19 protein-coding genes, 2 tRNA genes and 3 rRNA genes are annotated in these 24,133 nt (G+C 45.5%); 6 read left to right on the top strand and 18 right to left on the bottom strand.

Translation table 11 applies throughout. The features are described 5' to 3' along the window. Positions 1 to 42: 42 nt before the first annotated feature. The 3 genes from LEPTO7376_RS07500 to LEPTO7376_RS07490 form a co-directional block, all read right to left on the bottom strand. Positions 43 to 180 (bottom strand): photosystem II reaction center protein K, encoded by a 138-nt coding sequence (locus LEPTO7376_RS07500; RefSeq protein ID WP_012308371.1) that lies wholly within the window; start codon positions 178 to 180, stop codon positions 43 to 45. 43 nt (positions 181 to 223) lie between these two features. After that, positions 224 to 1,354 (bottom strand): tRNA guanosine(34) transglycosylase Tgt, encoded by a 1,131-nt coding sequence (gene tgt, locus LEPTO7376_RS07495; protein WP_015133604.1) that lies wholly within the window; start codon positions 1,352 to 1,354, stop codon positions 224 to 226. Between the two features lie 117 nt (positions 1,355 to 1,471). Then, positions 1,472 to 1,930 (bottom strand): hypothetical protein, encoded by a 459-nt coding sequence (locus LEPTO7376_RS07490; RefSeq protein WP_015133603.1) that lies wholly within the window; start codon positions 1,928 to 1,930, stop codon positions 1,472 to 1,474. Between the two features lie 301 nt (positions 1,931 to 2,231). Here LEPTO7376_RS07490 and cobS point away from each other — a divergent pair, with 301 nt between their 5' ends. Beyond that, positions 2,232 to 3,008: an adenosylcobinamide-GDP ribazoletransferase gene (gene cobS / locus LEPTO7376_RS07485; protein WP_015133602.1), complete on the top strand. Its 777-nt coding sequence runs from the start codon at positions 2,232 to 2,234 to the stop codon at positions 3,006 to 3,008. Here cobS and LEPTO7376_RS07480 read toward each other — a convergent pair. From LEPTO7376_RS07480 to LEPTO7376_RS07450, 7 genes are all read right to left on the bottom strand, one after another. Further along, positions 2,995 to 3,408: a PPC domain-containing protein gene (locus tag LEPTO7376_RS07480; protein WP_225901203.1), complete on the bottom strand. Its 414-nt coding sequence runs from the start codon at positions 3,406 to 3,408 to the stop codon at positions 2,995 to 2,997. The two genes, cobS and LEPTO7376_RS07480, sit on opposite strands and share 14 nt — an antisense overlap. Positions 3,409 to 3,759: 351 nt before the next feature. Next, positions 3,760 to 3,877, bottom strand: a 5S ribosomal RNA gene (rrf, locus tag LEPTO7376_RS07475). Positions 3,878 to 3,960: 83 nt separating this feature from the next. Then, a 23S ribosomal RNA gene (locus LEPTO7376_RS07470) occupies positions 3,961 to 6,780 on the bottom strand. 193 nt (positions 6,781 to 6,973) lie between these two features. Then, positions 6,974 to 7,049 (bottom strand) — tRNA-Ala (locus LEPTO7376_RS07465). Positions 7,050 to 7,100: 51 nt separating this feature from the next. Beyond that, positions 7,101 to 7,174: transfer RNA gene (locus tag LEPTO7376_RS07460), tRNA-Ile, on the bottom strand. Positions 7,175 to 7,296: 122 nt separating this feature from the next. After that, positions 7,297 to 8,785: ribosomal RNA gene (locus tag LEPTO7376_RS07455) — 16S ribosomal RNA — on the bottom strand. The 16S, 23S and 5S rRNA genes sit together here with 2 tRNA genes alongside, the layout of an rRNA operon. Before the next feature lie 472 nt (positions 8,786 to 9,257). Continuing rightward, positions 9,258 to 9,860 (bottom strand): TetR/AcrR family transcriptional regulator, encoded by a 603-nt coding sequence (locus LEPTO7376_RS07450; RefSeq protein ID WP_015133600.1) that lies wholly within the window; start codon positions 9,858 to 9,860, stop codon positions 9,258 to 9,260. A gap of 55 nt (positions 9,861 to 9,915) precedes the next feature. On the opposite strand from LEPTO7376_RS07450, the gene LEPTO7376_RS07445 reads away from it, so the two are divergent. From LEPTO7376_RS07445 to LEPTO7376_RS07435, 3 genes are all read left to right on the top strand, one after another. Beyond that, entirely contained in the window at positions 9,916 to 10,560 is a 645-nt protein-coding gene (locus LEPTO7376_RS07445) for a hypothetical protein (protein WP_225901185.1), read from the top strand. A gap of 77 nt (positions 10,561 to 10,637) precedes the next feature. Then, the gene (locus LEPTO7376_RS07440; protein WP_015133598.1) at positions 10,638 to 11,180 is read left to right on the top strand and encodes a hypothetical protein; all 543 of its coding nucleotides are present in this window, start codon (positions 10,638 to 10,640) and stop codon (positions 11,178 to 11,180) included. An 80-nt stretch (positions 11,181 to 11,260) separates the two neighbouring features. Continuing rightward, positions 11,261 to 12,412 (top strand): saccharopine dehydrogenase family protein, encoded by a 1,152-nt coding sequence (locus tag LEPTO7376_RS07435; protein WP_015133597.1) that lies wholly within the window; start codon positions 11,261 to 11,263, stop codon positions 12,410 to 12,412. Between the two features lie 5 nt (positions 12,413 to 12,417). Here the strand turns inward: LEPTO7376_RS07435 and LEPTO7376_RS07430 are convergent, their stop codons facing one another. The 4 genes from LEPTO7376_RS07430 to LEPTO7376_RS23340 form a co-directional block, all read right to left on the bottom strand. Then, positions 12,418 to 13,200 (bottom strand): FHA domain-containing protein, encoded by a 783-nt coding sequence (locus tag LEPTO7376_RS07430; RefSeq protein ID WP_015133596.1) that lies wholly within the window; start codon positions 13,198 to 13,200, stop codon positions 12,418 to 12,420. A gap of 175 nt (positions 13,201 to 13,375) precedes the next feature. Continuing rightward, complete coding sequence (locus LEPTO7376_RS23345; protein ID WP_015133595.1) at positions 13,376 to 14,197, bottom strand: DUF732 domain-containing protein; 822 nt, start codon at positions 14,195 to 14,197, stop codon at positions 13,376 to 13,378. A gap of 253 nt (positions 14,198 to 14,450) precedes the next feature. Further along, positions 14,451 to 16,202, bottom strand: a complete 1,752-nt coding sequence (locus LEPTO7376_RS07420; protein ID WP_015133594.1) for an ABC transporter ATP-binding protein — start codon at positions 16,200 to 16,202, stop codon at positions 14,451 to 14,453. Between the two features lie 107 nt (positions 16,203 to 16,309). Further along, the gene (locus tag LEPTO7376_RS23340; RefSeq protein WP_216700286.1) at positions 16,310 to 17,767 is read right to left on the bottom strand and encodes a CheR family methyltransferase; all 1,458 of its coding nucleotides are present in this window, start codon (positions 17,765 to 17,767) and stop codon (positions 16,310 to 16,312) included. 352 nt (positions 17,768 to 18,119) lie between these two features. Between LEPTO7376_RS23340 and LEPTO7376_RS07410 the strand changes: the two genes are divergently transcribed. Continuing rightward, on the top strand, positions 18,120 to 19,268 hold the full coding sequence (locus LEPTO7376_RS07410) for an anhydro-N-acetylmuramic acid kinase (protein WP_015133592.1): 1,149 nt from the start codon (positions 18,120 to 18,122) through the stop codon (positions 19,266 to 19,268). Here LEPTO7376_RS07410 and LEPTO7376_RS07405 read toward each other — a convergent pair. Then, positions 19,265 to 20,182: a histone deacetylase gene (locus LEPTO7376_RS07405; protein WP_015133591.1), complete on the bottom strand. Its 918-nt coding sequence runs from the start codon at positions 20,180 to 20,182 to the stop codon at positions 19,265 to 19,267. The genes LEPTO7376_RS07410 and LEPTO7376_RS07405 overlap by 4 nt on opposite strands. Positions 20,183 to 20,227: 45 nt before the next feature. Between LEPTO7376_RS07405 and LEPTO7376_RS07400 the strand changes: the two genes are divergently transcribed. Further along, positions 20,228 to 20,572 carry a hypothetical protein gene (locus LEPTO7376_RS07400; RefSeq protein ID WP_015133590.1) on the top strand — a complete coding sequence of 115 codons (345 nt, stop codon included), beginning with the start codon at positions 20,228 to 20,230 and terminating at the stop codon, positions 20,570 to 20,572. A gap of 90 nt (positions 20,573 to 20,662) precedes the next feature. Here LEPTO7376_RS07400 and LEPTO7376_RS07395 read toward each other — a convergent pair whose 3' ends face one another. From LEPTO7376_RS07395 to LEPTO7376_RS07385, 3 genes are all read right to left on the bottom strand, one after another. Then, positions 20,663 to 21,289, bottom strand: coding sequence for an adenylate kinase (locus LEPTO7376_RS07395; RefSeq protein WP_264308992.1), 627 nt, complete (start codon positions 21,287 to 21,289; stop codon positions 20,663 to 20,665). Positions 21,290 to 21,407: 118 nt separating this feature from the next. After that, complete coding sequence (locus tag LEPTO7376_RS07390; protein WP_225901184.1) at positions 21,408 to 21,872, bottom strand: N-acetyltransferase; 465 nt, start codon at positions 21,870 to 21,872, stop codon at positions 21,408 to 21,410. Beyond that, positions 21,853 to 23,976 (bottom strand): bis-aminopropyl spermidine synthase family protein, encoded by a 2,124-nt coding sequence (locus LEPTO7376_RS07385; RefSeq protein WP_015133586.1) that lies wholly within the window; start codon positions 23,974 to 23,976, stop codon positions 21,853 to 21,855. The genes LEPTO7376_RS07390 and LEPTO7376_RS07385 overlap by 20 nt, the downstream gene beginning before the upstream one ends. Positions 23,977 to 24,133: the final 157 nt, after the last annotated feature.

The following is a 24,133-nucleotide window of genomic DNA, read 5'->3' as shown; positions in this document are numbered from 1 at the left end:
TGCTTTTATTAATTGGTATTTTTAAGTTGTTCAAGCGAAGATTTACTTGAAACCAACCGCTGCCTGCCAAACAAAAGCAAGGAGCAAGAAAAACAAAGGGATGAGAGGCAAAACATCGACGAGAGGATCGAAAATGGAGTATGCCTCGGGGAGTTTCGCAAGTAATAATGCCGCTTCCATATATGACCTTATGAACGTTGTATCTTAATATTTGCAGTCGATCCTAGCATGAGTTGGTCTTCTCAGAAGGCTCTGGTTCTAGCCAGTCGCCAAAATCCTCCACAAAGCGATCGCCCAAGATAGATTCACGAATTCTTACAGTAAACTGAATCAGCTCCGTAACGTTATGTAAAGAAAGCAGCATATATGCCAACATTTCTTTCGCTTTAATTAAATGATGCAAATAAGCTCGCGTGAAATTCTGACATGTATAACAAGGACAAGTTTCATCTAAAGGCTGAAAATCTTCCCTAAACTGAGCATTTTTTAGATTCCAGCGATCGCCTTGTACAAGGGCAGCCCCATGACGACCCAAGCGAGTCGGAATCACACAATCGAATACATCAATCCCTGAGGCGATCGCCTGCGCCATTTCCCGATAGGTTCCGACTCCCATCAAATACCGAATTTTTTCCTTCGGTAATAAAGGAGCCGTATGCTGAACCACCTTTCGAATATTTTCCGGCGACTCCCCCACACTCACTCCGCCAATTGCATAGCCGGGCAAATCTAAATCAACCAACTCAGCAGCAGCCTTTGCTCGCAAATCAAGAAAAATACCACCCTGCACAATCCCAAACAGCGCTTGATCATCTCGCTTATGCGCCGCAACACATCGCTTTAACCAACGATAGGTTCTCGCTGTTGCTGCCTCCACCACATCACGACCAGCATCCCCAGGCGGACACTCATCAAACGCCATAATTACATCTGCACCCAGATCATTCTGGATTTGAATAGAACGCTCCGGCGTCATATCAATTAATCGACCATCCTTCGGCGAACGAAAAACAACCCCTTCTTCGCGAATCTTGCGCATTTCGCTCAAACTAAAAACCTGAAACCCACCGGAGTCCGTCAAAATTGGTCCATCCCAAGCCATAAACCGATGCAAGCCACCAGCCTTTTTAACGATGCCCTCACCTGGCTGTAGATGCAAATGATAAGTATTCGATAAAACCATATGAGCCTGGGCTTGCGCTAAATGATCCGGCGTAATCCCTTTCACATTCGCCAAAGTTCCCACAGGCATAAACCGAGGTGTCTCTACAATTCCATGGGGCGTATTAAAAACGCCTACCCGTGCCTTAGTATCCTGACATTCTTTTTTCAGCTCAAAAGAAAAATGGCTCACCGATTAATATCCGTTACAAACAACAAAACGAGGGTAATGTACCCTCGCTTATTCTAAAACCCAAGATTCCTAATCTGCGACGAAAATCAAAGCTAACGTCTACTTACTTGCAAAAATTCAGAAATGAAAATGCTCATCATCATCCATCTGCACATCCCAACGCGCCGATAAAACCTGAGTAACCATTTCTTCTAGTGCACCATCAGGAACAGACTTTACCTCAAGAGGATTCGCCTGCTGAGGATTTTGTGCGACATCTAAACGCAATACTCGGTTATCTTGCACCAACTCAAAATAAGTTTTGCCATCATCTCCAACCTTCAGCTCTAAATAATCAAAGCTATGAAGATTTAAATATAGGGACTGATGAACAACAAGGGTTGCCTGTTGTTCATCATCAAAAACTTCAACAATCCAGCCTTCTCCTTGACTCTTCTGTTCCCCATCCAAAAAATGAGAGTACTTTACCCAAGCAAGGTCTTGGAGTAACCGCTTCATATCGCTTTTATTCACAACAGTACCTGTTGAAATAAGGCATGGGGCTGGTAGATGGCGAGAGTAGAACTGATGACTCATTAGTTTTTAAAGGCAGATAGAAACAAGGGATAATACGGTCGAGTGAAAAATTAAGCGCAAGATTCTGGATGATATCGCAATATCATCTAGTGCCCCAAGGCTAAAGCGTTTTCAATTTCGCTCAGAAGAAAGAGAATGGAGGAATAAGGATCGTACGTTACTAAAACGGTAGTTTGATCCAAATCTTCATGGCCAGAAGTTATCGCTTAATGATCTGCGACTCTCCGACATAATCTTAACTTAAGATTTTCTAAATTTCTCTCATAAAGAGAAAATTTTTTCCCTGAATCTAGCAAACACTATGCGACAAGCGGTTTTAGCTCTCATAAATCTTTGGCGATCGCTACTTGGAGCATTCATTTTCTATACGATTTTGCTCATTCCCAACAGTTGGAATCCTAGTTTTCACAGAATTGCTCGTTGGTGTCCTCTCGTCGGTTTAATCATCGGAGGAATTTTAAGCTCTGTTTTTCTTGGTCTATCAACAGTCAATGCACCCAGTTTAATTCGGGGAATAATTGTCACTAGTCTATGGCTAGGTATTACTGGAGGTCTGCATTTAGATGGCGCAATGGATAGTGCTGATGGACTTGCTGTAACTAATCCAGATAAGCGACTTGAGGTGATGGCAGATAGCGTAACAGGTGCTTTTGGAGCAATGACTGCCATTATTATTCTGCTATTCAAGTTTGCCGCAATCGCTTCTTTAGCAGAAAATCACTGGTGGCTATTACTGTTCATACCAATGTGGGGAAGATGGTCACAAGTCGTAGCGATCGCCTTGTTTCCATACCTCAAACCCAAAGGTAAAGGAGCATTTCATAAACGAGACTTCAACGGCATACCAGATCTTATTACTGCAACATTACCAGCCATCAGTCTACTTGGAATTTTCCGTATCGCTTCGATAGGTATTTTCAGTATTGCTCAAGTTACGATTATGTCAATAACTGTGGCGATCGCCATAAGCTTTTGGTTTAAAGCTAAATTCAACGGCCATACAGGAGATACATATGGAGCCACTGTGGAGTGGACAGAAAGTATTGCAATAGCCTTGGGTAGCCTTATTCTGCAATAGGCTGTAAACGAGTTACTTTCAAAGAAAACTCACCACCACCAGTTTCACCAAAAGCTCTAACTCGAACAATATAGCGACCTGTTTCTGTAATCCGCATAAACAATAATGAATTCGTTGAGCCGTCAGGCCCATCATCATTTTCAGCAACCGTTGTACCATCAGTCGCCAATAATATAACCAAAGAATCAAAATCATCCGAGAGCAAATCGATAGCGACCTGATCACCTTCAGTTAAATTCACAGCATAATCTCGGGCAAAACCACCTTCACCAGTAGGAATATCAGCTTCAGTAAGACGATCACTGATTTCCTGACCAGAAGAAATTGAAGCAGGTCGATACATCAAATCACTTTCCGTTTCAGCAGTGACCCGAGTAGTCATCGCAACCCCCAAACCCATCAATCCAGCGATAAAAATACAAGAATAGCGATTCATAAAACAACCATTAAATACCTCTATCAATATAGCGAAGAGAAACTCAACCAAACAAATAAGCTCCCTATCGAAAAAGTTACCATCAAGCCATCCTGTAATTCACAAGCCTGCTGCAATCTCTCAAAATAGAGAGAATCAGCCGGAATATTAGACTCTAGATTCATTAATTAGGACAGCTCAAAACACTACAAATTGATTATACGTTTCCCAAGAAAATTAGTCTTTGCTCAATCGACATTCAAAAACAAATAAGCTCCCTATCAAAGCTGATAGAGAGCCTAATTAGATATATTCAGTTTTATATAAAGAAGAGAAGCTTGGCATTGAGCTATTTTCCCGATGGGCTACCCCAGAGGTATCGTCGCCGCAATAGCGTTTCACAGCCGAGTTCGGGATGGGATCGGAGTGGTTCCACTATGCTAGAAACACCAAGCAGTGGTGTGTATTCACACCCTCAAGACTGCACAAAGAATTAGATATGTATCGATTACGTTAGATGTCTGATTTGATTGATTTAAGGACAAGCCCTCGGTCTGTTAGGACATCTCGGCTGCATATGTTGCCATACTTCCACCTAATGCCTATTAACGGGTGTTCTTCCCGTGACCTTACTGGATTAACTCCATGAGAGTACTCATCTTGAGGTGGGCTTCCCACTTAGATGCTTTCAGCGGTTATCCACTCCGCACTTGGCTACCCTGCGTTTACCGTTGGCACGATAACAGGTACACCAGCGGTGCGTCCTTCCCGGTCCTCTCGTACTAAGGAAGACTCCTCTCAATACTCTTGCGCCTACACCGGATATGGACCGAACTGTCTCACGACGTTCTGAACCCAGCTCACGTACCGCTTTAATGGGCGAACAGCCCAACCCTTGAGACCTACTTCAGCCCCAGGTTGCGATGAGCCGACATCGAGGTGCCAAACCTCCCCGTCGATGTGAACTCTTGGGGGAGATCAGCCTGTTATCCCTAGAGTAACTTTTATCCGTTGAGCGACGGCCCTTCCACGCAGTGCCGTCGGATCACTAAGACCATGTTTCCATCCTGCTTGACTTGTAGGTCTCGCAGTCAAGCTCCCTTATGCCTTTGCACTCAATGGCTGATTTCCAACCAGCCTGAGGGAACCTTTGTACGCCTCCGTTATCGCTTAGGAGGCGACCGCCCCAGTCAAACTGCCCACCTGATACTGTCCTTTCACCGGTTTCACGGTTTAAAGTTAGAATTCTAGCCTTGTTAGAGTGGTATCTCACCATTGGCTCCATATTCCCCACGAGGAATATATCAACGCCTCCCACCTATCCTGCGCAAACAAAGCCCGAACCCAATACCAAGCTACAGTAAAGCTTCATAGGGTCTTTCTGTCCAGGTGTAGGTAGTCCGTATCTTCACAGACAATCCTATTTCGCCGAGCCTCTCTCCGAGACAGTGCCCAGATCGTTACGCCTTTCGTGCGGGTCGGAACTTACCCGACAAGGAATTTCGCTACCTTAGGACCGTTATAGTTACGGCCGCCGTTCACCGGGGCTTCAGTCGTCAGCTTCGCCGAAGCTAACCGACTTCCTTAACCTTCCGGCACTGGGCAGGCGTCAGCCCCTATACTTCCTCTTACGAGTTTGCAGAGACCTGTGTTTTTGGTAAACAGTCGCCTGGGCCTCTTCACTGCGACCACCTCTCGGTGGCACTCCTTCTCCCAAAGTTACGGAGCAATTTTGCCGAGTTCCTTAGAGAGAGTTACCTCGCGCCCCTCGGTATACTCTACCACCCCACCTGTGTCGGTTTCGGGTACGGGTCCTATGCTTTCAACACATAATTAGCTTTTCTAGGCACTATCCTTGACTACACGGAGGTCGTAACCTCCTCCCAATCCATTAAGGGTGTAGCTATCTTTCATGCGTCATAATTATGCTCCCACACAGGAGTTGAGGAATATTAACCTCATGTCCATCGACTACGCCTTTCGGCCTCGCCTTAGGTCCCGACTAACCCTCCGCGGACGAGCCTTCCGGAGGAACCCTTAGGGTTTCGGGGTATGTGATTCTCACACATATTTTCGCTACTTAAGCCGACATTCTCACTTCTATATAGTCCACATCTGCTTGCCGCTAATGCTTCACACCGTATAGAACGCTCCCCTACCGATACATCGATAGATATATCCCGCAGCTTCGGTAAATTGCTTAGCCCCGTTCATTTTCGGCGCAGGAGCGCTAGACCAGTGAGCTATTACGCACTCTTTCAAGGATTGCTGCTTCTAAGCAAACCTCCTGGTTGTCTATGCACTCCCACCTCCTTTATCACTTAGCAATTATTTTGGGACCTTAGCTGGCGGTCTGGGCTGTTTCCCTCTCGACGATGGAGCTTATCCCTCACCGTCTTACTGGTTAAATATTATGCAGTATTCTTAGTTTGTCTCACTTTGGTACCGCTCTCGCAGCCCGCAGCGAAACAGTGCTTTACCCCTGCATAAGGAAACTAACCGCTGCGCCTAAACACATTTCGGGGAGAACCAGCTAGCTCTGGGTTCGATTGGCATTTCACCCCTAACCACAGCTCATCCGCTCCTTTTTCAACAGAAGTCGGTTCGGACTTCCACTTGGTATTACCCAAGCTTCATCCTGGCCATGGTTAGATCACCCAGGTTCGGGTCTACAAACTGTGACTTTCGCCCTATTCAGACTCGTTTTCACTTTGGCTTCGGCTTTTCACCTTAACCTGCCACAGCCTGTAAGTCGCCGGCTCATTCTTCAACAGGCACACAGTCAGACGTTAAATCGTCCTTCTATTGCTTGTAGGCTAACGGTTTCATGTTCTATTTCACTCCCCTTCCGGGGTTCTTTTCACCTTTCCCTCGCGGTACTGTTTCACTATCGGTCACACAGGAGTATTTAGCCTTACGAGGTGGTCCTCGCTGATTCATACGGAATTCCACGTGCTCCGTACTACTCGGGATACAGCTAAGCTGTTTCAATTTTCAACTACAGGACTTTCACCTTCTATGGTGTAGCTTTCAACTACTTCGTTTAACATTCACAGTCTACATTGCTGTCCCACAACCCCAACCGTCGAAACAGTTGGTTTGGGCTGTTCCCGCTTCGCTCGCCGCTACTAAGGGAATCGATTTTTCTTTCTCTTCCTTCAGCTACTAAGATGTTTCAGTTCGCTGAGTTGGCTCATATCATCCTATATATTCAGATGACTGTACTAAGGGTTGCCCCATTCGGAAACCTCCGGCTCAATGCTTGCTTCCAGCTCCCCGGAGTATATCGTCGGTAACCACGTCCTTCATCGCCTCTGTGTGCCTAGGTATCCACCGTTAGCCCTTTGTAGCTTGACCTTTCTCATTCAATCGAGGTCAGACTCTTGGCTATTATTTCGGATTGTTTTAATACTTTCCTACCTAGCTATTGTATTCGACTATCTTTTATTCTTTTGTGCAGTTTTCAAGGTGCTTTGCTGAAATCTCTTTCAGCATTCAACAATGTCCATCAGACAGTGCAGATGCTAATTTGATATCAATTTCGTGGTCTTGGTGGAGGTAAGCGGACTCGAACCGCTGACATCCTGCTTGCAAAGCAGGCGCTCTACCAACTGAGCTATACCCCCATTTGTTTATCAACTGTTTCCAAGTAACACTCAAAAACTTGATTTGATAAGTGGGCCATCCTGGACTTGAACCAGGGACCTCACCCTTATCAGGGGTGCGCTCTAACCACCTGAGCTAATAGCCCATTTCCACGAACCTATAATTTGAAAATGACTTCCGTTATTCCCCCTCGCACGACCTTCGAGATGACCTTACTCGTTCTTAATTGCTTTTTGCTTTCGGAATCGAATAGGTTAGGTCTCCCTAAAAGGAGGTGATCCAGCCACACCTTCCGGTACGGCTACCTTGTTACGACTTCACCCCAGTCACTAGCACTGCCTTCGGCGCCCTCCTCCGCGAACGGTTAGAGTAACGACTTCGGGCGTTGCCAGCTTCCATGGTGTGACGGGCGGTGTGTACAAGGCCCGGGAACGGATTCACCGCAGTATGCTGACCTGCGATTACTAGCGATTCCTCCTTCATGCAGGCGAGTTGCAGCCTGCAATCTGAACTGAGGCCGGGTTTGATGAGATTCGCTTGCCCTCGCGGGGTTGCTGCCCTTTGTCCCGACCATTGTAGTACGTGTGTAGCCCAAAATGTAAGGGGCATGATGACTTGACGTCATCCCCACCTTCCTCCGAGTTCGTCCCCGGCAGTCTCCCTAGAGTGCCCAACTTAATGATGGCAACTAAGGACGAGGGTTGCGCTCGTTGCGGGACTTAACCCAACATCTCACGACACGAGCTGACGACAGCCATGCACCACCTGTCTCCGTGTTCCCGAAGGCACCAATCCATCTCTGGAAAGTTCACGGGATGTCAAATCTTGGTAAGGTTCTTCGCGTTGCATCGAATTAAACCACATACTCCACCGCTTGTGCGGGCCCCCGTCAATTCCTTTGAGTTTCACACTTGCGTGCGTACTCCCCAGGCGGGATACTTAACGCGTTAGCTTCGGCACTGTCCGGGTCGATACAGACAACGCCTAGTATCCATCGTTTACGGCCAAGACTACAGGGGTATCTAATCCCTTTCGCTACCTTGGCTTTCGTCCCTCAGTGTCAGTTACGGTCCAGTAGAGCGCTTTCGCCACCGGTGTTCTTCCCAATATCTACGCATTTCACCGCTACACTGGGAATTCCCTCTACCCCTACCGTACTCAAGTCATGCAGTTTCCACCGCCGATCCACAGTTAAGCTGTGGGCTTTGACAGCAGACTTGCATGACCACCTACGGACTCTTTACGCCCAATAATTCCGGATAACGCTTGCACCCTCCGTATTACCGCGGCTGCTGGCACGGAGTTAGCCGGTGCTTATTCCTCAGGTACCGTCAAAATTCTTCCCTGAGAAAAGAGGTTTACAATCCAAAAACCTTCCTCCCTCACGCGGTATTGCTCCGTCAGGCTTTCGCCCATTGCGGAAAATTCCCCACTGCTGCCTCCCGTAGGAGTCTGGGCCGTGTCTCAGTCCCAGTGTGGCCGCTCATCCTCTCAGACCAGCTACTGATCGTCGCCTTGGTAGTCTATTACACCACCAACTAGCTAATCAGACGCGAGCTCATCTTCAGGCCAAATAAGTTTTACCCGTAGGCATATTGGGTATTAGCAGTCGTTTCCAACTGTTGTCCCCATCCTGAAGGCAGATTCTCACGCGTTACTCACCCGTCCGCCACTAAGTCCGAAGACTTCGTTCGACTTGCATGTGTTAGGCATACCGCCAGCGTTCATCCTGAGCCAGGATCAAACTCTCCATGTTAGATTCTTTACTCACTCCATAAAGAAGCTTTCTTTCCTCCTAATAAGAGATGTTTTTATAAAGGCTCTCTTTTATCCTTTAACTAAGTCCTACGGCATAAATTTTTCAATCTTACCGTTTCACTTGTTATAATCTTGTTAAAACAAGGGGGCGGATAGTCACTTTCAAATTATTCTTTTGTCTCGGTTCGGGGCGTCGGTTCAGTGCGTCTCTCTCAACCGCGCTTAACTATATTAACCACACTACCCGGCAATGTCAACTCCTTTTCAAGAAAATATTTTGACATTCCTGGATTACAAGGCTGGAATACAGCCACAGTAAAGGGTTGCTGGGGACAAAAATTTCTCGGATTCGCAGCAAAAGACTCCTGAAATCTAAGATTAACCAAAATATCCTTTATTCCAATAAAGCCCTCCTACTCTGATAGACAATAGGGGGGCTTTTAAGTCGGTTGGTATTTAGCTATAGGGGTTCATGGCTTTATAAGCGATCGCACGTGACGATTAATCATGGTTTTTAGTTGTTGCTGAGAATAATATTGGGGAGCTGCCAACATATTTACGCCGATACCATCCATCAAGGCAATCCATGCAGCTGCCTCAAAGTCTAAGTCTAGGTCTGTGGCGATCGCCCCCATATCCACCAAAGCAGTTAATTCGCTTTTCAAGAATGCTTTGAAATCTTGGTAGAGGGTTTTGTGTTCTTCCATCAAACCGTTATGACCCGGCATATGTCCCACAAATGCTAGCCAGACCCGCCAAATTTGTTTCAGCTCATCGGTAGTCGGCAGCACGGCTAACATCATCACCGTTAAACGTTCTATGCCTTGAATGTCTTGGGTGGCGATCGCCGTTTTTTCACCGAGGCGTTCCATCACGACTTCCAACATAAACAGTAGCAACTCGTCTTTATTGCGGAAATAGTGAGTTAAAACCCCTGTTGTACAACCTAACTCATGGGCGATCGCCCGCAAACTGGTTTTCTGCAATCCTTGTTCCGCAATGAGTTTCATCGTTGCTGAGGCCACCTGCGATCGCCGATCTGATTGTTTTTCCTCTACCGAAAGCTTAGTCATGGCTTCTGCGTTAACGAATGCAAAAAGGGTACTTGACCATTTTATAACACCTGTTATGATTATTTCAGATAACAACTGTTATGAGGTTTTGACGATGGTGGTCAATATGCAATCTATGCCGGGGATGCCACAGCCACGTTCTGGTTGGCGAGGAAATGTTGATCGGTTGATTGGGCCGGGTGCAACATCAGCGGAATTATTGGTGCAATTTGTTCCTGCTGTAGCTATGGCGATCGCTGCACCGCTTTATGCCAAGTCGGTATCGGCGGATTTCACGGGATGGCAATTGGGATTAATCGCATTTTTTGCGCTTGATTTCATGGGTGGCACACTCACGAATGCCACTGCTGCTGCTAAACGCTGGTTTCACCGTCCGGGTCAAGGCTGGCAACAACACCTCGGTTTTGTCGCCTTTCATCTCTGCCATATTGCGGTGGTAGCGATCGCCTTCCGAGGGATAGACTGGGGCTTTTTGATTAGTATGTCGAGTTACTTGTTGCTGGCAACGGGCGTGATTCTTGCGAGTCTGCTTTATCTGCAACGATCCATTGCCTTAGGATTGTTTATTTTGGCATTGCTTGGCGATTGCTATCTCATTGCACCCATGCCAGGCTTGGAATGGTTTGTCCCACTTCTATTCCTCAAACTTTTGGTGAGCCATTTACCCAAGGAAAACGCCTACCAACCAGGCGATCGCTAAGGTCACGGTTGTTATCTAAAGATTTCACCTAAATATTTACGCAAACTTACGCACAAAATCTGTTGAGGTTTACTATCATGGCCTTTCACACATTTTCCACTAAATATTCTGTTGCTGGTTTACTTGGGATTTCAGGGCTTGCCCTTAGTAGCTTGGTTCCCGGTGGCCCCATTGAAACCCGTAGCTTTGCCCACATCAATCCTGTGACATTGGGTGTATTTAATACCTTCCTCACTACATTGACTTTGGGTAGCTTAATTCTGGTGTATTTCGTCTTAAAATCCGAGCGATGGGCGATGCTTGGTGCGGCATTATGTGGCCTATCTTTTTTCGGAGTGTATGTGGCAGATCTCGCGGTGATTTTCCCGGTATCGCCGGATGCAATGCCCCCGGCTTTACTCACCATTGAAATTCTCGGCACTATTTTGTCGCTGCCATTAATGTTCTTTGCGGTGCAAGCATGGCGAGCTTTAAACCAACCTGCATTTGTGGGTGCTCATACTCCCCAAACTCATACCGCTCAAACAACGCAACCATGGCAACTGGTGTTGGGTTTTGCAGTGAGTGTTATCGGTCTTGGCATTATTATTTTCGCGACCCATGCAGCGATGGGTTTGTAGAGCAAAATTTTTAATCCCCTTGAGTCGAAGAGGTTTGAGGGGATCAACAATCACTTAATTTCGCTACAGGATAGATGGTTATGGATATCAGAAATAGCATTTTGATTGCCGGTGGTTATGGCGTTGTGGGTCGACAAATTGCCACTTTGATTCGCGATCACCACCCAGATTTACCGTTAGTGATTGCGGGACGAAATCTCAAAAAAGCAGAAGCTTTGGCACAGGAATTAGGCAATGCTAGTGGGTTGCAATTAGATGTAGAACAGCCCAAGCCATTACAGGAAAATACGCCTAGAGCTGTGATTGCAGTGGTAAACGATTCCTACGATTACTTATTAATGGATGCAGTATCCAAAGAAATCCCCTACCTTGACGTTACTCGGTGGCCAGAACGACTTCGACAATCCATTGATGCTCTAGACGAACAATCATTGCGATCGCCCGTGATGTTTGCATCAGGTTGGATGGGCGGTGTTGCCTCAGTCATTGCCGTTGCAGCCAGTCAGGCGATCGCCACCATAGATTCCATTGATATTAGTGTGTTGTTTTCGCTCAAAGACAAAGCAGGCCCCAACTCCGTGGAATACATGGATCGATTAGCAACGCCCTTTGAAACAATGATTGCAGGTCGCACCACCAAGGTTTTTCCCTATACCGATCCACTTAAAGTGAAATTTCCTGATGGTTATCAAACTGCTGTCTATCGTTTTGATACACCGGATCAGATGACGCTCCCCCAAACCACTGGCGCAAAAACTGTGGCTGCTCGCATTGCCTTTGATGATATTTTTTCGACCCAATTACTCCGTGTGCTGATTCGTTCTGGCATTTGGCGTTTAATTAGTGGCGATCGCTTTACCTCTTTGCGGCGATCGCTCCTCTACAATCCCGGCAGTGGTGCCAGTCACCAAATTCGAATTGATGTGAAAGGAAAAGATGCCCAAGATTTACCCCAAAAAGTCACTGCAACCATTGTTGATCCAAAAGGACAAACTCATCTGACTGCATTGGGTGCATTAATCCAACTAGAACGTTTACTTGGTTTAGACGGAATGAAGCCTCCTATACCGGGCATCATTTATCCAGATACCGCACCACAAATCAAAAATGCTTTGCAAATACTTCAGGAGTTTGGCGTGATCGTCACGGGAATTTCAGAAAAAATGTTTGAGAAGATTCCCATGACCTTACAGGAAAAGCTGCCCTTAAAAATCCTCTCGCTTTCACACTAAATAATCTATTTTTTCTCGCTGTTATCGAAAAAGAAATAACTCAGGCCAAATAAGACCAATGAAATGATGAGACCGAGGAGGTTGGTGAAGGCATAAATGCGTGCTTGGAACAGAACGACTAGCAGACCTATGCCAATGAGTAGCCAACCCCATTCCTTAGAGAGATTTTTTTGGAAGAGGAGATAGCCACCTAATCCCCAAAAGATCAGCACATAAGCATTAAAGCTAATACCTACATTCATGATCGACGCGAAATAAATAATTCCAGCGACCAAAAACGCCATTCCTAAAAATCGGCTAACAGAGGGGCTGAGATTCTTACGAAAATCGTCAACTGAAAACAACGAGCGATCGCCACTTTCCTGCTTAACCTCAATAGGTTTGTGGGAAAGCTGAGCAGATGTGTTTTGGAGATTTGTAGGGCTAGTTGCGACAGAAGGCTCTGGTGCTGGAGCATTACTAGCAGTCTGGCGAAATTTAAACGAAACGTTATTTTCTTGGCCAAGATTAATAGTGTCGCCGTCATTTAAAAATTGTCTAACAAAGGGATTTAGTGGCTGACCATTGATAAATGTGCCGTTGGAACTCCCTTGATCCTCGAGCTCACAGTGATTACCAGAAGGATCTATATATAGATAAAGATGAATCCGTGAAACAACATCCGCATTCGGGATATTGATGAGATTGATATCTTTGGCATCTGGTTCGACAAATTTACCCACTTTAATCAGATTGTGTTCTGTAAAAATCTTGAACGCCTGATTGGTTTGGATATGAAACAGCTCCATGGCTTGATTAACCTAGTTTTTACTTGAGCCTAGCAGTGATCGCCAGCCTCAATTTACTCTACAAACTGAAGCTATCGTTTTCCTTTATTTTTGGCGATCGCCCACCGAGAATCTTTAAGCAGAGAAAGATAAAAGGAGAAGCGATCACCTCATTGCCTTCGAGAGACAAAGGATTTTAAGAATCCATCCAGTTTGCAACGATATCGCCATACTCAGCACAATAGGAATCTGCCGCTGCGGTGATCAATAGACCAAGATAGCCACCAACCAGCTCTAGCTCTTCATCAGACATCGACAAAAACGGTTCATCTGAGGCCACAGTTTCAAAAAAGTCATCGACGGAATTCCCCATATCCATTGATGTGCAAAACTCACGGGCGATCGCCACCTTTTCAGGGTCAGAAACTTCGGCGGCAAGTAATTGAATACCTGAATCGTCAATAGTTTCAACAAAAGCCGCTTCTGTACTCAGGAAATCCGCTGCACTACCACCACCAGCAGCTTCATCTTCACCTTCCGAGTAGAAGACCAGCTCAACTTCCTCACAGAAATCGAACCACTTGGGGCCCACAACACTGCCATCCGTAAACACACCCTGTAGCAACCATTCACAGGAACTATCATTAGTGCTTTCATCCCAAGCTAAAGTCAGAGACTCACCCGGGGCGATCGCCTGCCCACCGAGATCAAAATCCCCCCAAACCTCCTCATCTTCAGAAGCTTGAATCGCGATTAAATCATCTTCAGTCTGATTGGTAACCACAAAAGTAAACTGTTCCGTTGCAGCATCAGAGGCGACATCCTCTTCTATCTCTTCCTCTTCTGCGGCAGGTGGAGCTTCCGAGGTGGAAGTTTCGACTTGCTCTGTGGCATTGTTCACCTCTTCTTCTACTTCCACTTCACCGCAACCTACGAGACCCAACCCGAGGGGAGCGATCAAGGCGAAAAGGGTCACCACTTTCAAACGGAGAGAGGCTTGCAAAATTGCTTTAAACATTATCGGTTGATCTCTAAAACTGTTTTCTATGAGTTATGCACTGAGGTTTAAAACACACCAAATAGATTCTCTAAATCGACGGATAAAGGCAGGCTTCATCCAAAAAATCTCACTTAATACACCCTCGAAATTGTTTAGACACCAGAGTTTCATAACCAAATTGATTTAACGATAATTAGAGAGATCTGAGGAAAATCAAAGTTGTAACAAAAAGATTGATAGTGTCTTCTTCTATTGGCGCTCGCCTAAGACCTTAGCCCAAAATTTCAGCGAGTTGGTTCTGCTCCCAAAGTTTTTTGTATAAACCCTCCTGAGCAACCAATTCTTCATGGACACCGACTTGAGTAATCTTGCCGTGATCCATCACAAAAATGCGATCGCCCTTTGCTGCGGCAGAGAGTTGGTGGGTGATAAAGATGACCGTTTTAGTGTCGGGAGAATCAGACAAATAATCGAGAATTTCGGTGGCTGTGCGATTATCGACGCTGGAGAGAGCATCATCAAGAATCAAAACTGGCGCATCAATCATAAAAGCACGAGCGAGAGAACTCCGTTGCCGCTGACCACCGGAAAGCGTAATGCCTCGTTCTCCCACAAGAGTTTCATATTGCTTGGGGAAGTTGAGAATCTCGTTATGGATTTGGGCTTGCTGGGCAGAATCTTCGATGTCGGGTTGAGGACTGCCGGGTAAACCATAGGCGATATTTTCCCGAATTTTCGAGCTAAACAAAAAGCTCTCCTGAGGAACATAGGCGATCGCCTTGCGAAGATCTTCGAGACGAATATTCGTAATGTCCTGCCCATCCAGGAAAAGCTGACCAGGTTCGATATCAACTAAACGGGGTAGAGCATTGGCAAGGGTTGATTTACCAGCACCAATAGACCCAACAATCGCAATGGTTTCACCAGGATTAATCGTAAAGCTCAAATCATCAAGGGCAGGGCGATCGCCTTCCGGATAAGAAAAGCGGAGGTGATTAGCAACAATTTTCCCTGTCACGTTTTTCGGCTCAAGCGTTGTGGCTTGCTGATTATCGGCAATATGAGGTTTATTGTCGAGAATCGCTTCCACACGATCAATACTGACCTCACCCCGTTGGTAGGTGGTAATCGCAAATCCCAGTAGAGCCGTGGGGAAAACCAATCGTTCGATTAACAAAATAAGCGCGACAAAATTACCAATGGTTAACTCTTCTGCGGCGATCGCCCTTGTCCCAAACGCCAACAAAATGAGCAGACTAATATAAGAAATCCCTTCGATCAGCGGGAAAAGCAGATTTCGCGTGCGAGCTAAACCAAGGTTGGCACGGAGTAATTTTTTGTTGCGGAAATCAAAAGCTTGGCGTTCATTCGCTTCCTGAGCATAGATTTTAATCAGGGCAATGCCACTCATATCCTCTTGGATGAGCTGACTCAGCTCCGACAACTCTTCCTGCACATTCTTTTGCTCATCGCGCAGACGACCACTAAAAAGTTGCACTGTAATCAACATGGCCGGATACACGGCGATCGCCATCAAACTCAACCGACCATGGAGCCAAAGCATCACCGGCAAAGTCATCACATAGGCAAAGACAGTATTCGCTAAACTCAATACCGAGAAACCCAAAAGCCGACGCACATTATCAACGTCACTAGTAGCACGGTTAATCAGATCTCCCGAAGATTGCTTCGCGAAATAAGCAGGCTCTAACGTTAATAAATGCTGGAAGATCCGCTGCTTCAGATCAAATTCCACCTGACGACCCACCCCAAAAATGGTGACCCGTGACAACATCCGAATGCCCCACATCACCGTGGCCAACACAAACATCAGCAGTACTGAGCGTGTGAGAATCGGCAACCCGGTTTCTGTCCGCAACGAATCAATCGTGTTACTCAAGATGAGCGGTAGATATACCCCAAGGCCATTCACAACCAGTAGAGAAATGATGCCAATATAGATCTCTTTTTTATAAGGGATCAGATAGGTCAGTAGCCTCCGAAGCCGGGAAGAAGAAGCCATAAAGTAGTCGCGTTTGGAAATCGTCAATCTCTCTATTGTGACGGATAACCTCAGCTATTGCCTAAGACATAGCAGAATCCTTTTCAGGCTTGATGCTCGTACGACAGTCAGGAGATAAGAGCTTGGCGTACATTAATCTCATCGTAAAGTTGCTGCACCGTGTACTGTCGGAAAGGATCAAGGACTTGATCTAAGTCTAAATCTTGGAGCAAAGCAAATGCCTTTTGTTCCAGGGATTGGGCATGTTCGCCGTCATTTTCAAGGTAATAAATTTGGGCAAGATCGTAATAGGCTAAAGCTGCTTCAGTATTAAAGAAGAGAATTTGCAGCAAAATTCGTTTTGCTTCATCCTTTTCACCCTGAATCATTGCAATTTGGGCAAGCAGATAACAAGGTGGCTCACTCATATGGTTGAGTTCGAGAGCCTGGTAACAATGGTGCGCTGCTGGAGGATATTGGCCGAGGTGAGCATGGAGACAGGCCAACGTGTAATGGGTTTGAAAGTTGTACTGTCCGTTTGATGACTGTTGTTCAAGTAGGGCGATCGCCTGAGCATAGCGACGATGCCGGATTAAGGTATTCAGTTGAGATTGAGATTGATTTGGATACTGGACCACTTGGTTCGGGTCAAAAATCGGGTCGGATAGCTTTAATCCTCGTTCGGGAAGAGGAGACGATTGCCACTGTAAATTTGTAAAACTAGGCAAAGAAAACATCGCCAAGTTCGACTGAGGTTCCAGCTGCGGTTGATAGATTAAAGACCCAGCATAAATATGAGCCCGAAAATCTGTGAGGGTCAGGCCATACAATTCACTATGCCCAGTGATCAGATAGCCATCAGGTCTTAAGGCTTGTTTGAAGTGGGCTAGGATTTTTGCGATCGCCTGCGTTTCTAAATGAATAAACACATGGCGGCAAAGAATTAAATCAATATCTTGAAAGCATTCTGGCAGGGTTGAATCCAGTAGATTGAGAGGATGGAATTCAACAAATTGGCGTAATTCTGGTTTGATCTGATGGCGATCGCCATCAGAGGTAAAATGCTGCTCACATAAAGCTAGATCTTGTAACCGCAGAGAAAACTCGCCATATTCACCTTTTTCGGCGATCGCCAAAGCTTCAGTATTAATGTCTGTCCCAAAAATTGTGATTTGCCACGTATCGATATCCGAGATCAACTCTTTTAATAAAATGGCGAGGGAATAAACCTCTTCTCCTGCAGCACAGCCCGCTGACCATAGCTTTAAGGTTTTTTCTGATGCTCGCCGCTGAATAAGCTCTGGCAAAATCTTTGAACGCAATAGCTCAAACTGACTCTGATCACGGAAAAAATAACTTTCTGGGTTTGCGAGGGAAACAATTAACCGCTGCCAGACAGGCTCCCAAATCGTAGACATCTGTAAGACCGTCAAATATTCGGCAACCAGATCCAAATTTAAATGCTCTAATTCACGGTAAACCGTTTTTTCTAACCGTTGATGTTCTATCGCAGAGAAAGAAAACCCTAGGTGATCGCCCACCAAATCACGAATTTTTTGAATATCCGGCAAGGTTACAACAGGCAAATGCACAGGTTATCTCCTCAAGTAGAACGATCAACAGACAAAACGATAGAAGTTTACCAACGTCTTATGACGAAAATGATTATTTCAAAGTTGCCCTAAAAATGTCGAAAACCTAACAATTTAGAAGTAACTTATTTTATCTATCTCTCTGCATCTTACTAGTAGCCACGGGTGTTTGCAGGTGATCATGATCTACTTTCTACGTAATCTCAGCATCACTTTGTTCCTACTGAGATCAGTACAGTACGACAAACTCCAACAAATACGTTTACAAGCACAACGTTTGGGAAAGGGAAGGGTTAAACTAAAACACTAAATTCTCAACCTTATCCTGTGGGGGCGATCGCCAACTATGAAAGTTATTGGTTTAATGAGCGGTACTTCAATCGATGGCATCGACGCAGCTCTCACAAACATTGAAGGGAACGCCGAAAATTTACAGGTTAAACTACTGGGATTTTGCACTTATCCCTATCCTGCAGAACTACGGCAAGAATTACTCGATATCTGTGCGGGCAAACTGATTAGTGTCGAGCATTTAGCCACCATCAATGATCAAGTCGCTCAAGTTTTTGCAATGGCAGCAGCAAAGCTCCAACAAAAATTTGGCAAAGCAGAATTGATCGGCTCCCACGGTCAAACAATTTTTCATCGTCCTCCTCAAAATAATCTCGGGTTTAGTTGGCAAATAGGACGAGGTGAGGCGATCGCCCATGCAACGAACCTACCGACAGTTAGTAATTTTCGACAGGGAGACATTGCAGCAGGCGGACAAGGTGCGCCATTAGTGCCAAAAGTTGATGCTTATTTACTGGCTCATCCGACAAAACATCGCTGTGTTCAGAATTTAGGCGGCATCGGTAATGTCACATATTTACCTCCAAAAAGTGAGCCTGATTGGGATAATCGCGTTATTGGTTGGGATACAGGCCCAGGTAATGTCTTATTAGATCTCGCGATTCAGAAACTAACCGATGGCAAACAAGCCTATGACCAAGATGGAGTCTGGGCCTCCCAAGGCACGCCGAATACAGAGCTACTAGAACAATGGCTGAGTGATCCATTTATTGAGCAACTGCCCCCCAAATCTACAGGCCGAGAATATTTTGGAGTGGATTTTCTCGAAAAATGTTGGCAACAGGCGCAGTCTCAAACTCTTTCTGAGGCAGATTGGCTAGCGAGTTTAACGGAATTCACAGCGCGTACAGTAATCGAAAATTACCGCTTATTTTTACCGCAGATGCCCGATGAGATTTTGCTCTGTGGTGGTGGTGCGCGCAATAGTTATCTCCGTGATCGCCTCCAAAATTTGGCGGGAAATATTCCAGTGGGTATTACCGATGAGGCAGGTGTTCACCATGATGCAAAGGAGGCGATCGCCTCCTTTGCAGTGTTGGCGTATTGGCGATATGCCCATCAATTCCCTGGCAACTTACCGAAAGTCACCGGGGCAAATCGCCCAATGTTACTCGGAGAAATCCACGAACCGCTTGGTGATTAATTCACGAAAGGTTCGAGGGTGGCAACAACAGATTCAGCAAGGTCTTTAAGATGATAGCCACCTTCAAGAGCAAATAAAATTGGGCACTTTAAAGTTTGACAATACTCACTAAATCTTTTGTAGTCAGAGGGTTCAAGATTCATACCAGCAAGCGGATCTTTTGCCGACGCATCATAACCCGCACTCACGAGCAAAATATCCGGCTGAAACTGACGCAAACGCGGCAAAACCGCTGACTCAAACTGATGGCGATAGGCTACCCCATTTGACCCCGGAGCCATCGGAATATTGAGGACATTATTATGTTTGCCCGTAAAGCTTGCTTTGCCAGTGCCGGGATAAGCGGGATATTGATGGAGCGAACAATAGAGAATATCCGGATTATCTTCAACTAAATATTCTGTGCCATTACCATGATGGACATCCCAATCCAAAATTGCCACACGGCTAATATTCTCAAAGCTAAGAGCATAATGGGCGGTGATCGCCACACTACCGAGGAGACAAAAACCCATCGCATTACTACGCACAGCGTGGTGACCTGGCGGACGCACTAAGGCAAAAGCAGGTCCACCAGTCGCAAGAATTTTATCGATGCCATCCAGACAAGCATTGACCGCGAGCAAAGCCACCTCATAACTGCGAGACGAAACAACCGTATCTGGATCCCAATGAGCACCACCAGAATCCGCAACCTTCTTCAATTCACCGAGATATTCTGGCGAATGTAATTTCAAAATCCAAGGCATCGGATCGCGTTCTGTAATGGCCTTGGGTTCATGCCATTGGAGTTGATTAGCCCAAGAAATTTCATGGAGCGCTTTAGTAATAGAAACCAACCGACGAAAACTTTCCGGGTGTGGTCGCCCAGTGTCATGTTCTAAAAACTGCTCGGAATAAATGAGGTAGATCATCAGACAAAAAGGCTATACTGCGATTTGTAGCACCAAAAATACACTATGAAAATTTTAGGCAAGCTTTTAGGGTTAGGCTTAATCTTATTAGGCGTTTATTTCCTCGGTAAAAATATTTTCTTCACAACAGGTGGCTACTACTATTCGTTCTGGCGAGGAATTTCTGCTGATTTGGCGGTGATGACCCTTGCAGGCGGTGTGGCTTGTCTATTTGCTTTTCCCAGCGATTACAAAACATTGGGTTGGTTTTTGATTGGTGGCTCTATCCTACTCATTTTCGCGGGAGGTACAGCAGTTCTTGCACCAGTGAGCCTCTGGCAACTCTTTATTTCCCTCGGCTCAATGAGCGCAGGCTATCAATTAATACGCACAGGCAGAATTAATTTCTAACTCTCGAATATTTGCAATATATCGTTATTGCAAATATTCGACTTCTGATTAAAATCCTTGTCAGCAGTCGTTTTTTATTGCCTAAAAAATTTATTGTAAACCGCTAAGCAACTCTGCACTCACTGCTTCGATTGCTTGTCCAGCATCGACAGTTAAGAGCTTTTGACGAGGGGAATAATAATCCAAGATCGGCTCAGTACTTTCTCGAAATGCTTTCAGTCGTTCTCGAATTGCTTCTGGGGTATCGTCAGTTAAACCGCGAGCTTGGGAACGTTCACTCAGTACCTGCTCATCCACTTTGAAATAGATGGCTTTATTTAAGGTTTGACTCAAATCATCTAGCAAAAAATCAAGTTCTTCTGCCTGAAATGCAGTGCGAGGATAGCCTTCCAACACCCAACCATTGACCATATCTGGTCGCGTGAGGCGATCGCGCATAAATTCAATAATTAGCGGATCGGGAATCAGTTTGCCTTGGTTGACATAGGATTCCGCTTGTTTGCCAAGGTCAGTTTGATCGGCGATCGCCTGCCGGAGAATATCGCCTACAGAGACCCGTTGGAGCTGAAACTTTTCGCAGAGAAACCTTGACTGGGTACTTTTCCCAGCACCAGGGCCACCGAGAAGAACAAGACGCATCATGACCGAACCATCCAAAAGCGTTTCAATAAAGTCACTACTGGAGAAGCGGTGAAAATTTTTCCTGCTTTCTCCCACATTAATAAAACCATCTTACTGATCTCTCCTCCAGCAATACGAGGGAAATCCCATGCAAGTTGAGATTTCGTCAGAATCATTGCATCTCACAATGTTTTCCAAGACCTCTGGCGATCGCCTACAACTCATAAAAATAGATCAAAGCCTTAGAAGAGTCGTAATAATACTGATTCATATGGCCTACCCGTTTAAACCCAAATCGCTTATAAAACTTTAATGCTCCGTAATTATCATGATCAATATCCACCATTAACCCCCGCGCCGAAACAATTTCAGCAGTATTAATCAATTGATCCATTAAAGCGGTTCCCACTCCTCGACGACGATAATCTGACGAAACCGACAGCATTTCGACCCAGACTCGACCTTCTTCTTCTAAACCGCCCATGATGACACCAATTGGCTCTTCCTTTATATCCACAAAAGCAAGGTAAGCAATATAAATGTTTTCGGTGAGGAAAAATGCTAATTTCCGTTTGGAAAGCCATTGCTCGATATCGGCGAGACCGTCAATTCCCGTATTTAAAATAAGGTCGACATCCTTTGACTGCACTACCCGAATATTAGTCATCGTCGTAGTCATAAATGGAGTCGCTATCCCCAGCAAAATCTTGGTCGGCAGTCAAAATGATTTGGGTGTCGTTTGTCCGTTGAATACAGAACATTAGAGAGGAATATTGAGCTTGACCGAGACGAATATCCGTTTCGTAGTCGATGTGAACTGTCTTACCAACTTGTCTTCTGCCGACTTCGACCTTCACGTTTTGGAGGATATTGTAAGTCCAGCGATCGCGCACCTCTCGGAGAACTTTTACTTGTAATAGCTCCAACATATATTTTGCTTTAAAGAGTTGACCGCCCTTATTTTCAAAGTTAATTAAACCAATACCATCAGGATTTAGTAAGGATAGTCCACGATTCAGGAATAGGAAAAAAGCTTCAATAGTAAAGTCTGAGTCTGTGACAAATAAATCAAATTTAGTGTTTAGTTCTGCTGGTAAAGCTTTGCGTAAATCGTGTTGGTAGATAGTGATGGGAAGTTTTTCCTGCTCGGCGATGTGGCTAATAAGAGCACAGGTATAGGGATCAATTTCGAGGATGCATACTTCAACGCCTTGTCTTGCTAGGGAAATAGCCACCAAATCATCGTCTCCCACTAATAGAACCTGTCGCGGTAGCATGTTGAGAATTTCTTTAACCTTGCGCTCATGAGACGCCGGAGATAATGGTGCTTGGCCAAGGGAATAATCCATCATCTTGCGACGAGCGAGTAAGGCTTTTATTGGTTCTAATGGGCTAGAAAGAGAAATATGGTGCTGAAAAGCAGACAAACTTGATGGATCGGCGATCGCAAAGCCTTTAGAGGGCTCAATGTAGGGTTGAATTTGTTCAGGAATTTTCGCCAAGTTGATGTTGTTGGGGGAGTTATCTGGATGCTCATCTATATGCCATTGGGTTGTGTCATTGGCATTCGCAATACCTAATGCCAGTCGGTACAACAAAATTAGGTTATGTTTTTTCGAGGTGAGTAATTGGCTGGATAAGCGCTTGTCTGCCTTGATATCGACAATGCCCAGGCGATCATCTACATCATTAATCACATACATTCCTTCACGGAGTTGAAAGGAATGATCTGGATCGATATTTGCCAATAAATCCTGATATTTGATGTCATTGGCCTGCCAAGCTGATAGAGAGCGAGTTAAGATTTCGCTCTGATCGCCCTGATTTGTTTTTGCAAATGCAATCACTTTTTCGACATGATTACGCAGAGCTTTTCGCCGCAACATAACGCTTCCGGTAACGCCAGCCCCTGCAAAATTCAACAGAACTAGCCTCTGGAGCCAGTCCAGGAGAGGGTTTTGTGGTTGGGAAGGAGTTGTCTTTCTAGGGGGAGCAGGGTTCGTTGTAGGGGCTACGGCAGGAGGAGTTGGTGCTGTTTCATTGGCGATCACCTCACCGGTAGAAAGGGTTGTGGTGGAAGTCCAGCGAAAGGAACCATAATCGGTATAGCCAGTGGCCTCCCAATCTCCGTAGAGCAATATTCCATTAGTTGGCCCATAAAAATAATTAGTAGTTTGGCTATCTAAAGTCCATTCACCATCGTCATCATATTCGGTGTTGTTGACTATGCGCTGGGAAGGTTCCGCTTGAGAGGCGGGAATCGCTTCCTGATTGAAGCCTCCTTTTTGCAGAGTTGTGGCGGGAGCAATGGTGAAAGTATCCCCCAAAATCTGTATTGATGTATCCGGTTGAGCGGTGCCAGGGGGAAGGTAGAACCAAGCAAAATCAAAGGTATTGTAGTCTTTATCAATTGGGAAACCATCAAAAGTCTCCTCTAAATATTCGCGGGTTTTGGCATGGGTTTTGACCGTAAAGTTGCCGCTTCGACTGGTGTTGCCACCTTCATTATCCGAGTAACTAAATTCTGTATCGACCTTCCAGGTGATCACATCCCCAGTAATGTCGCTCACGGTATAGGTGCGGCGATCGCTCTCAGTTTCGGTATAGCCAAAATAATCATTCGTCAATCCTTGCAATTGAGTTTTCGTATGCAACTCAAAGGTGTCGCCGACTTCGAATGTCGTAGGAATTTGGGCATTTACGATGGCGATCGCCCCAAAGCTAACCACACTGCTACAGAGCAAACTACCAAAACCGGCTGCGACAAGGGACGTTGTTTTCATTACACCACTACTATTAATCTTCCCGATTCTATAAAGCGCTTTAATAAAAAGCCTATTTCTTTAGGATATTTTGCCTAGCGATATGGCTATCAAACTCATCTGATAATTCAACAGAAAAGAAGAGGTAACTCGGTATAAGCTTTAGGGTGACTTTTCT

The sequence above is a fragment of the [Leptolyngbya] sp. PCC 7376 genome (assembly GCF_000316605.1).
GTDB lineage: Bacteria > Cyanobacteriota > Cyanobacteriia > Cyanobacteriales > MRBY01 > MRBY01.
The sequence above is the reverse complement of the archived record's forward strand: the minus strand, read 5'-3'. Positions and strand labels throughout refer to the sequence as shown.

Excerpts from the sequence above, each read along its gene's own strand:
- LEPTO7376_RS07490 (WP_015133603.1), bottom strand. The coding sequence starts at position 1,930 with ATGAGTCATCAGTTCTACTCTCGCCATCTACCAGCCCCATGCCTTATT.
- LEPTO7376_RS07500 (WP_012308371.1), bottom strand. The coding sequence starts at position 180 with ATGGAAGCGGCATTATTACTTGCGAAACTCCCCGAGGCATACTCCATT.
- LEPTO7376_RS07480 (WP_225901203.1), bottom strand. The coding sequence starts at position 3,408 with ATGGGTTTGGGGGTTGCGATGACTACTCGGGTCACTGCTGAAACGGAA.
- LEPTO7376_RS07440 (WP_015133598.1), top strand. The coding sequence starts at position 10,638 with ATGGCCTTTCACACATTTTCCACTAAATATTCTGTTGCTGGTTTACTT.
- LEPTO7376_RS07385 (WP_015133586.1), bottom strand. The coding sequence starts at position 23,976 with ATGAAAACAACGTCCCTTGTCGCAGCCGGTTTTGGTAGTTTGCTCTGT.
- LEPTO7376_RS07430 (WP_015133596.1), bottom strand. The coding sequence starts at position 13,200 with ATGGAGCTGTTTCATATCCAAACCAATCAGGCGTTCAAGATTTTTACA.
- LEPTO7376_RS07450 (WP_015133600.1), bottom strand. The coding sequence starts at position 9,860 with ATGACTAAGCTTTCGGTAGAGGAAAAACAATCAGATCGGCGATCGCAG.
- LEPTO7376_RS07445 (WP_225901185.1), top strand. The coding sequence starts at position 9,916 with ATGATTATTTCAGATAACAACTGTTATGAGGTTTTGACGATGGTGGTC.
- LEPTO7376_RS07400 (WP_015133590.1), top strand. The coding sequence starts at position 20,228 with ATGAAAATTTTAGGCAAGCTTTTAGGGTTAGGCTTAATCTTATTAGGC.
- LEPTO7376_RS07410 (WP_015133592.1), top strand. The coding sequence starts at position 18,120 with ATGAAAGTTATTGGTTTAATGAGCGGTACTTCAATCGATGGCATCGAC.
- LEPTO7376_RS07435 (WP_015133597.1), top strand. The coding sequence starts at position 11,261 with ATGGATATCAGAAATAGCATTTTGATTGCCGGTGGTTATGGCGTTGTG.
- LEPTO7376_RS07405 (WP_015133591.1), bottom strand. The coding sequence starts at position 20,182 with ATGATCTACCTCATTTATTCCGAGCAGTTTTTAGAACATGACACTGGG.
- cobS (WP_015133602.1), top strand. The coding sequence starts at position 2,232 with ATGCGACAAGCGGTTTTAGCTCTCATAAATCTTTGGCGATCGCTACTT.
- LEPTO7376_RS23345 (WP_015133595.1), bottom strand. The coding sequence starts at position 14,197 with ATGTTTAAAGCAATTTTGCAAGCCTCTCTCCGTTTGAAAGTGGTGACC.
- LEPTO7376_RS07390 (WP_225901184.1), bottom strand. The coding sequence starts at position 21,872 with ATGACTACGACGATGACTAATATTCGGGTAGTGCAGTCAAAGGATGTC.
- LEPTO7376_RS07420 (WP_015133594.1), bottom strand. The coding sequence starts at position 16,202 with ATGGCTTCTTCTTCCCGGCTTCGGAGGCTACTGACCTATCTGATCCCT.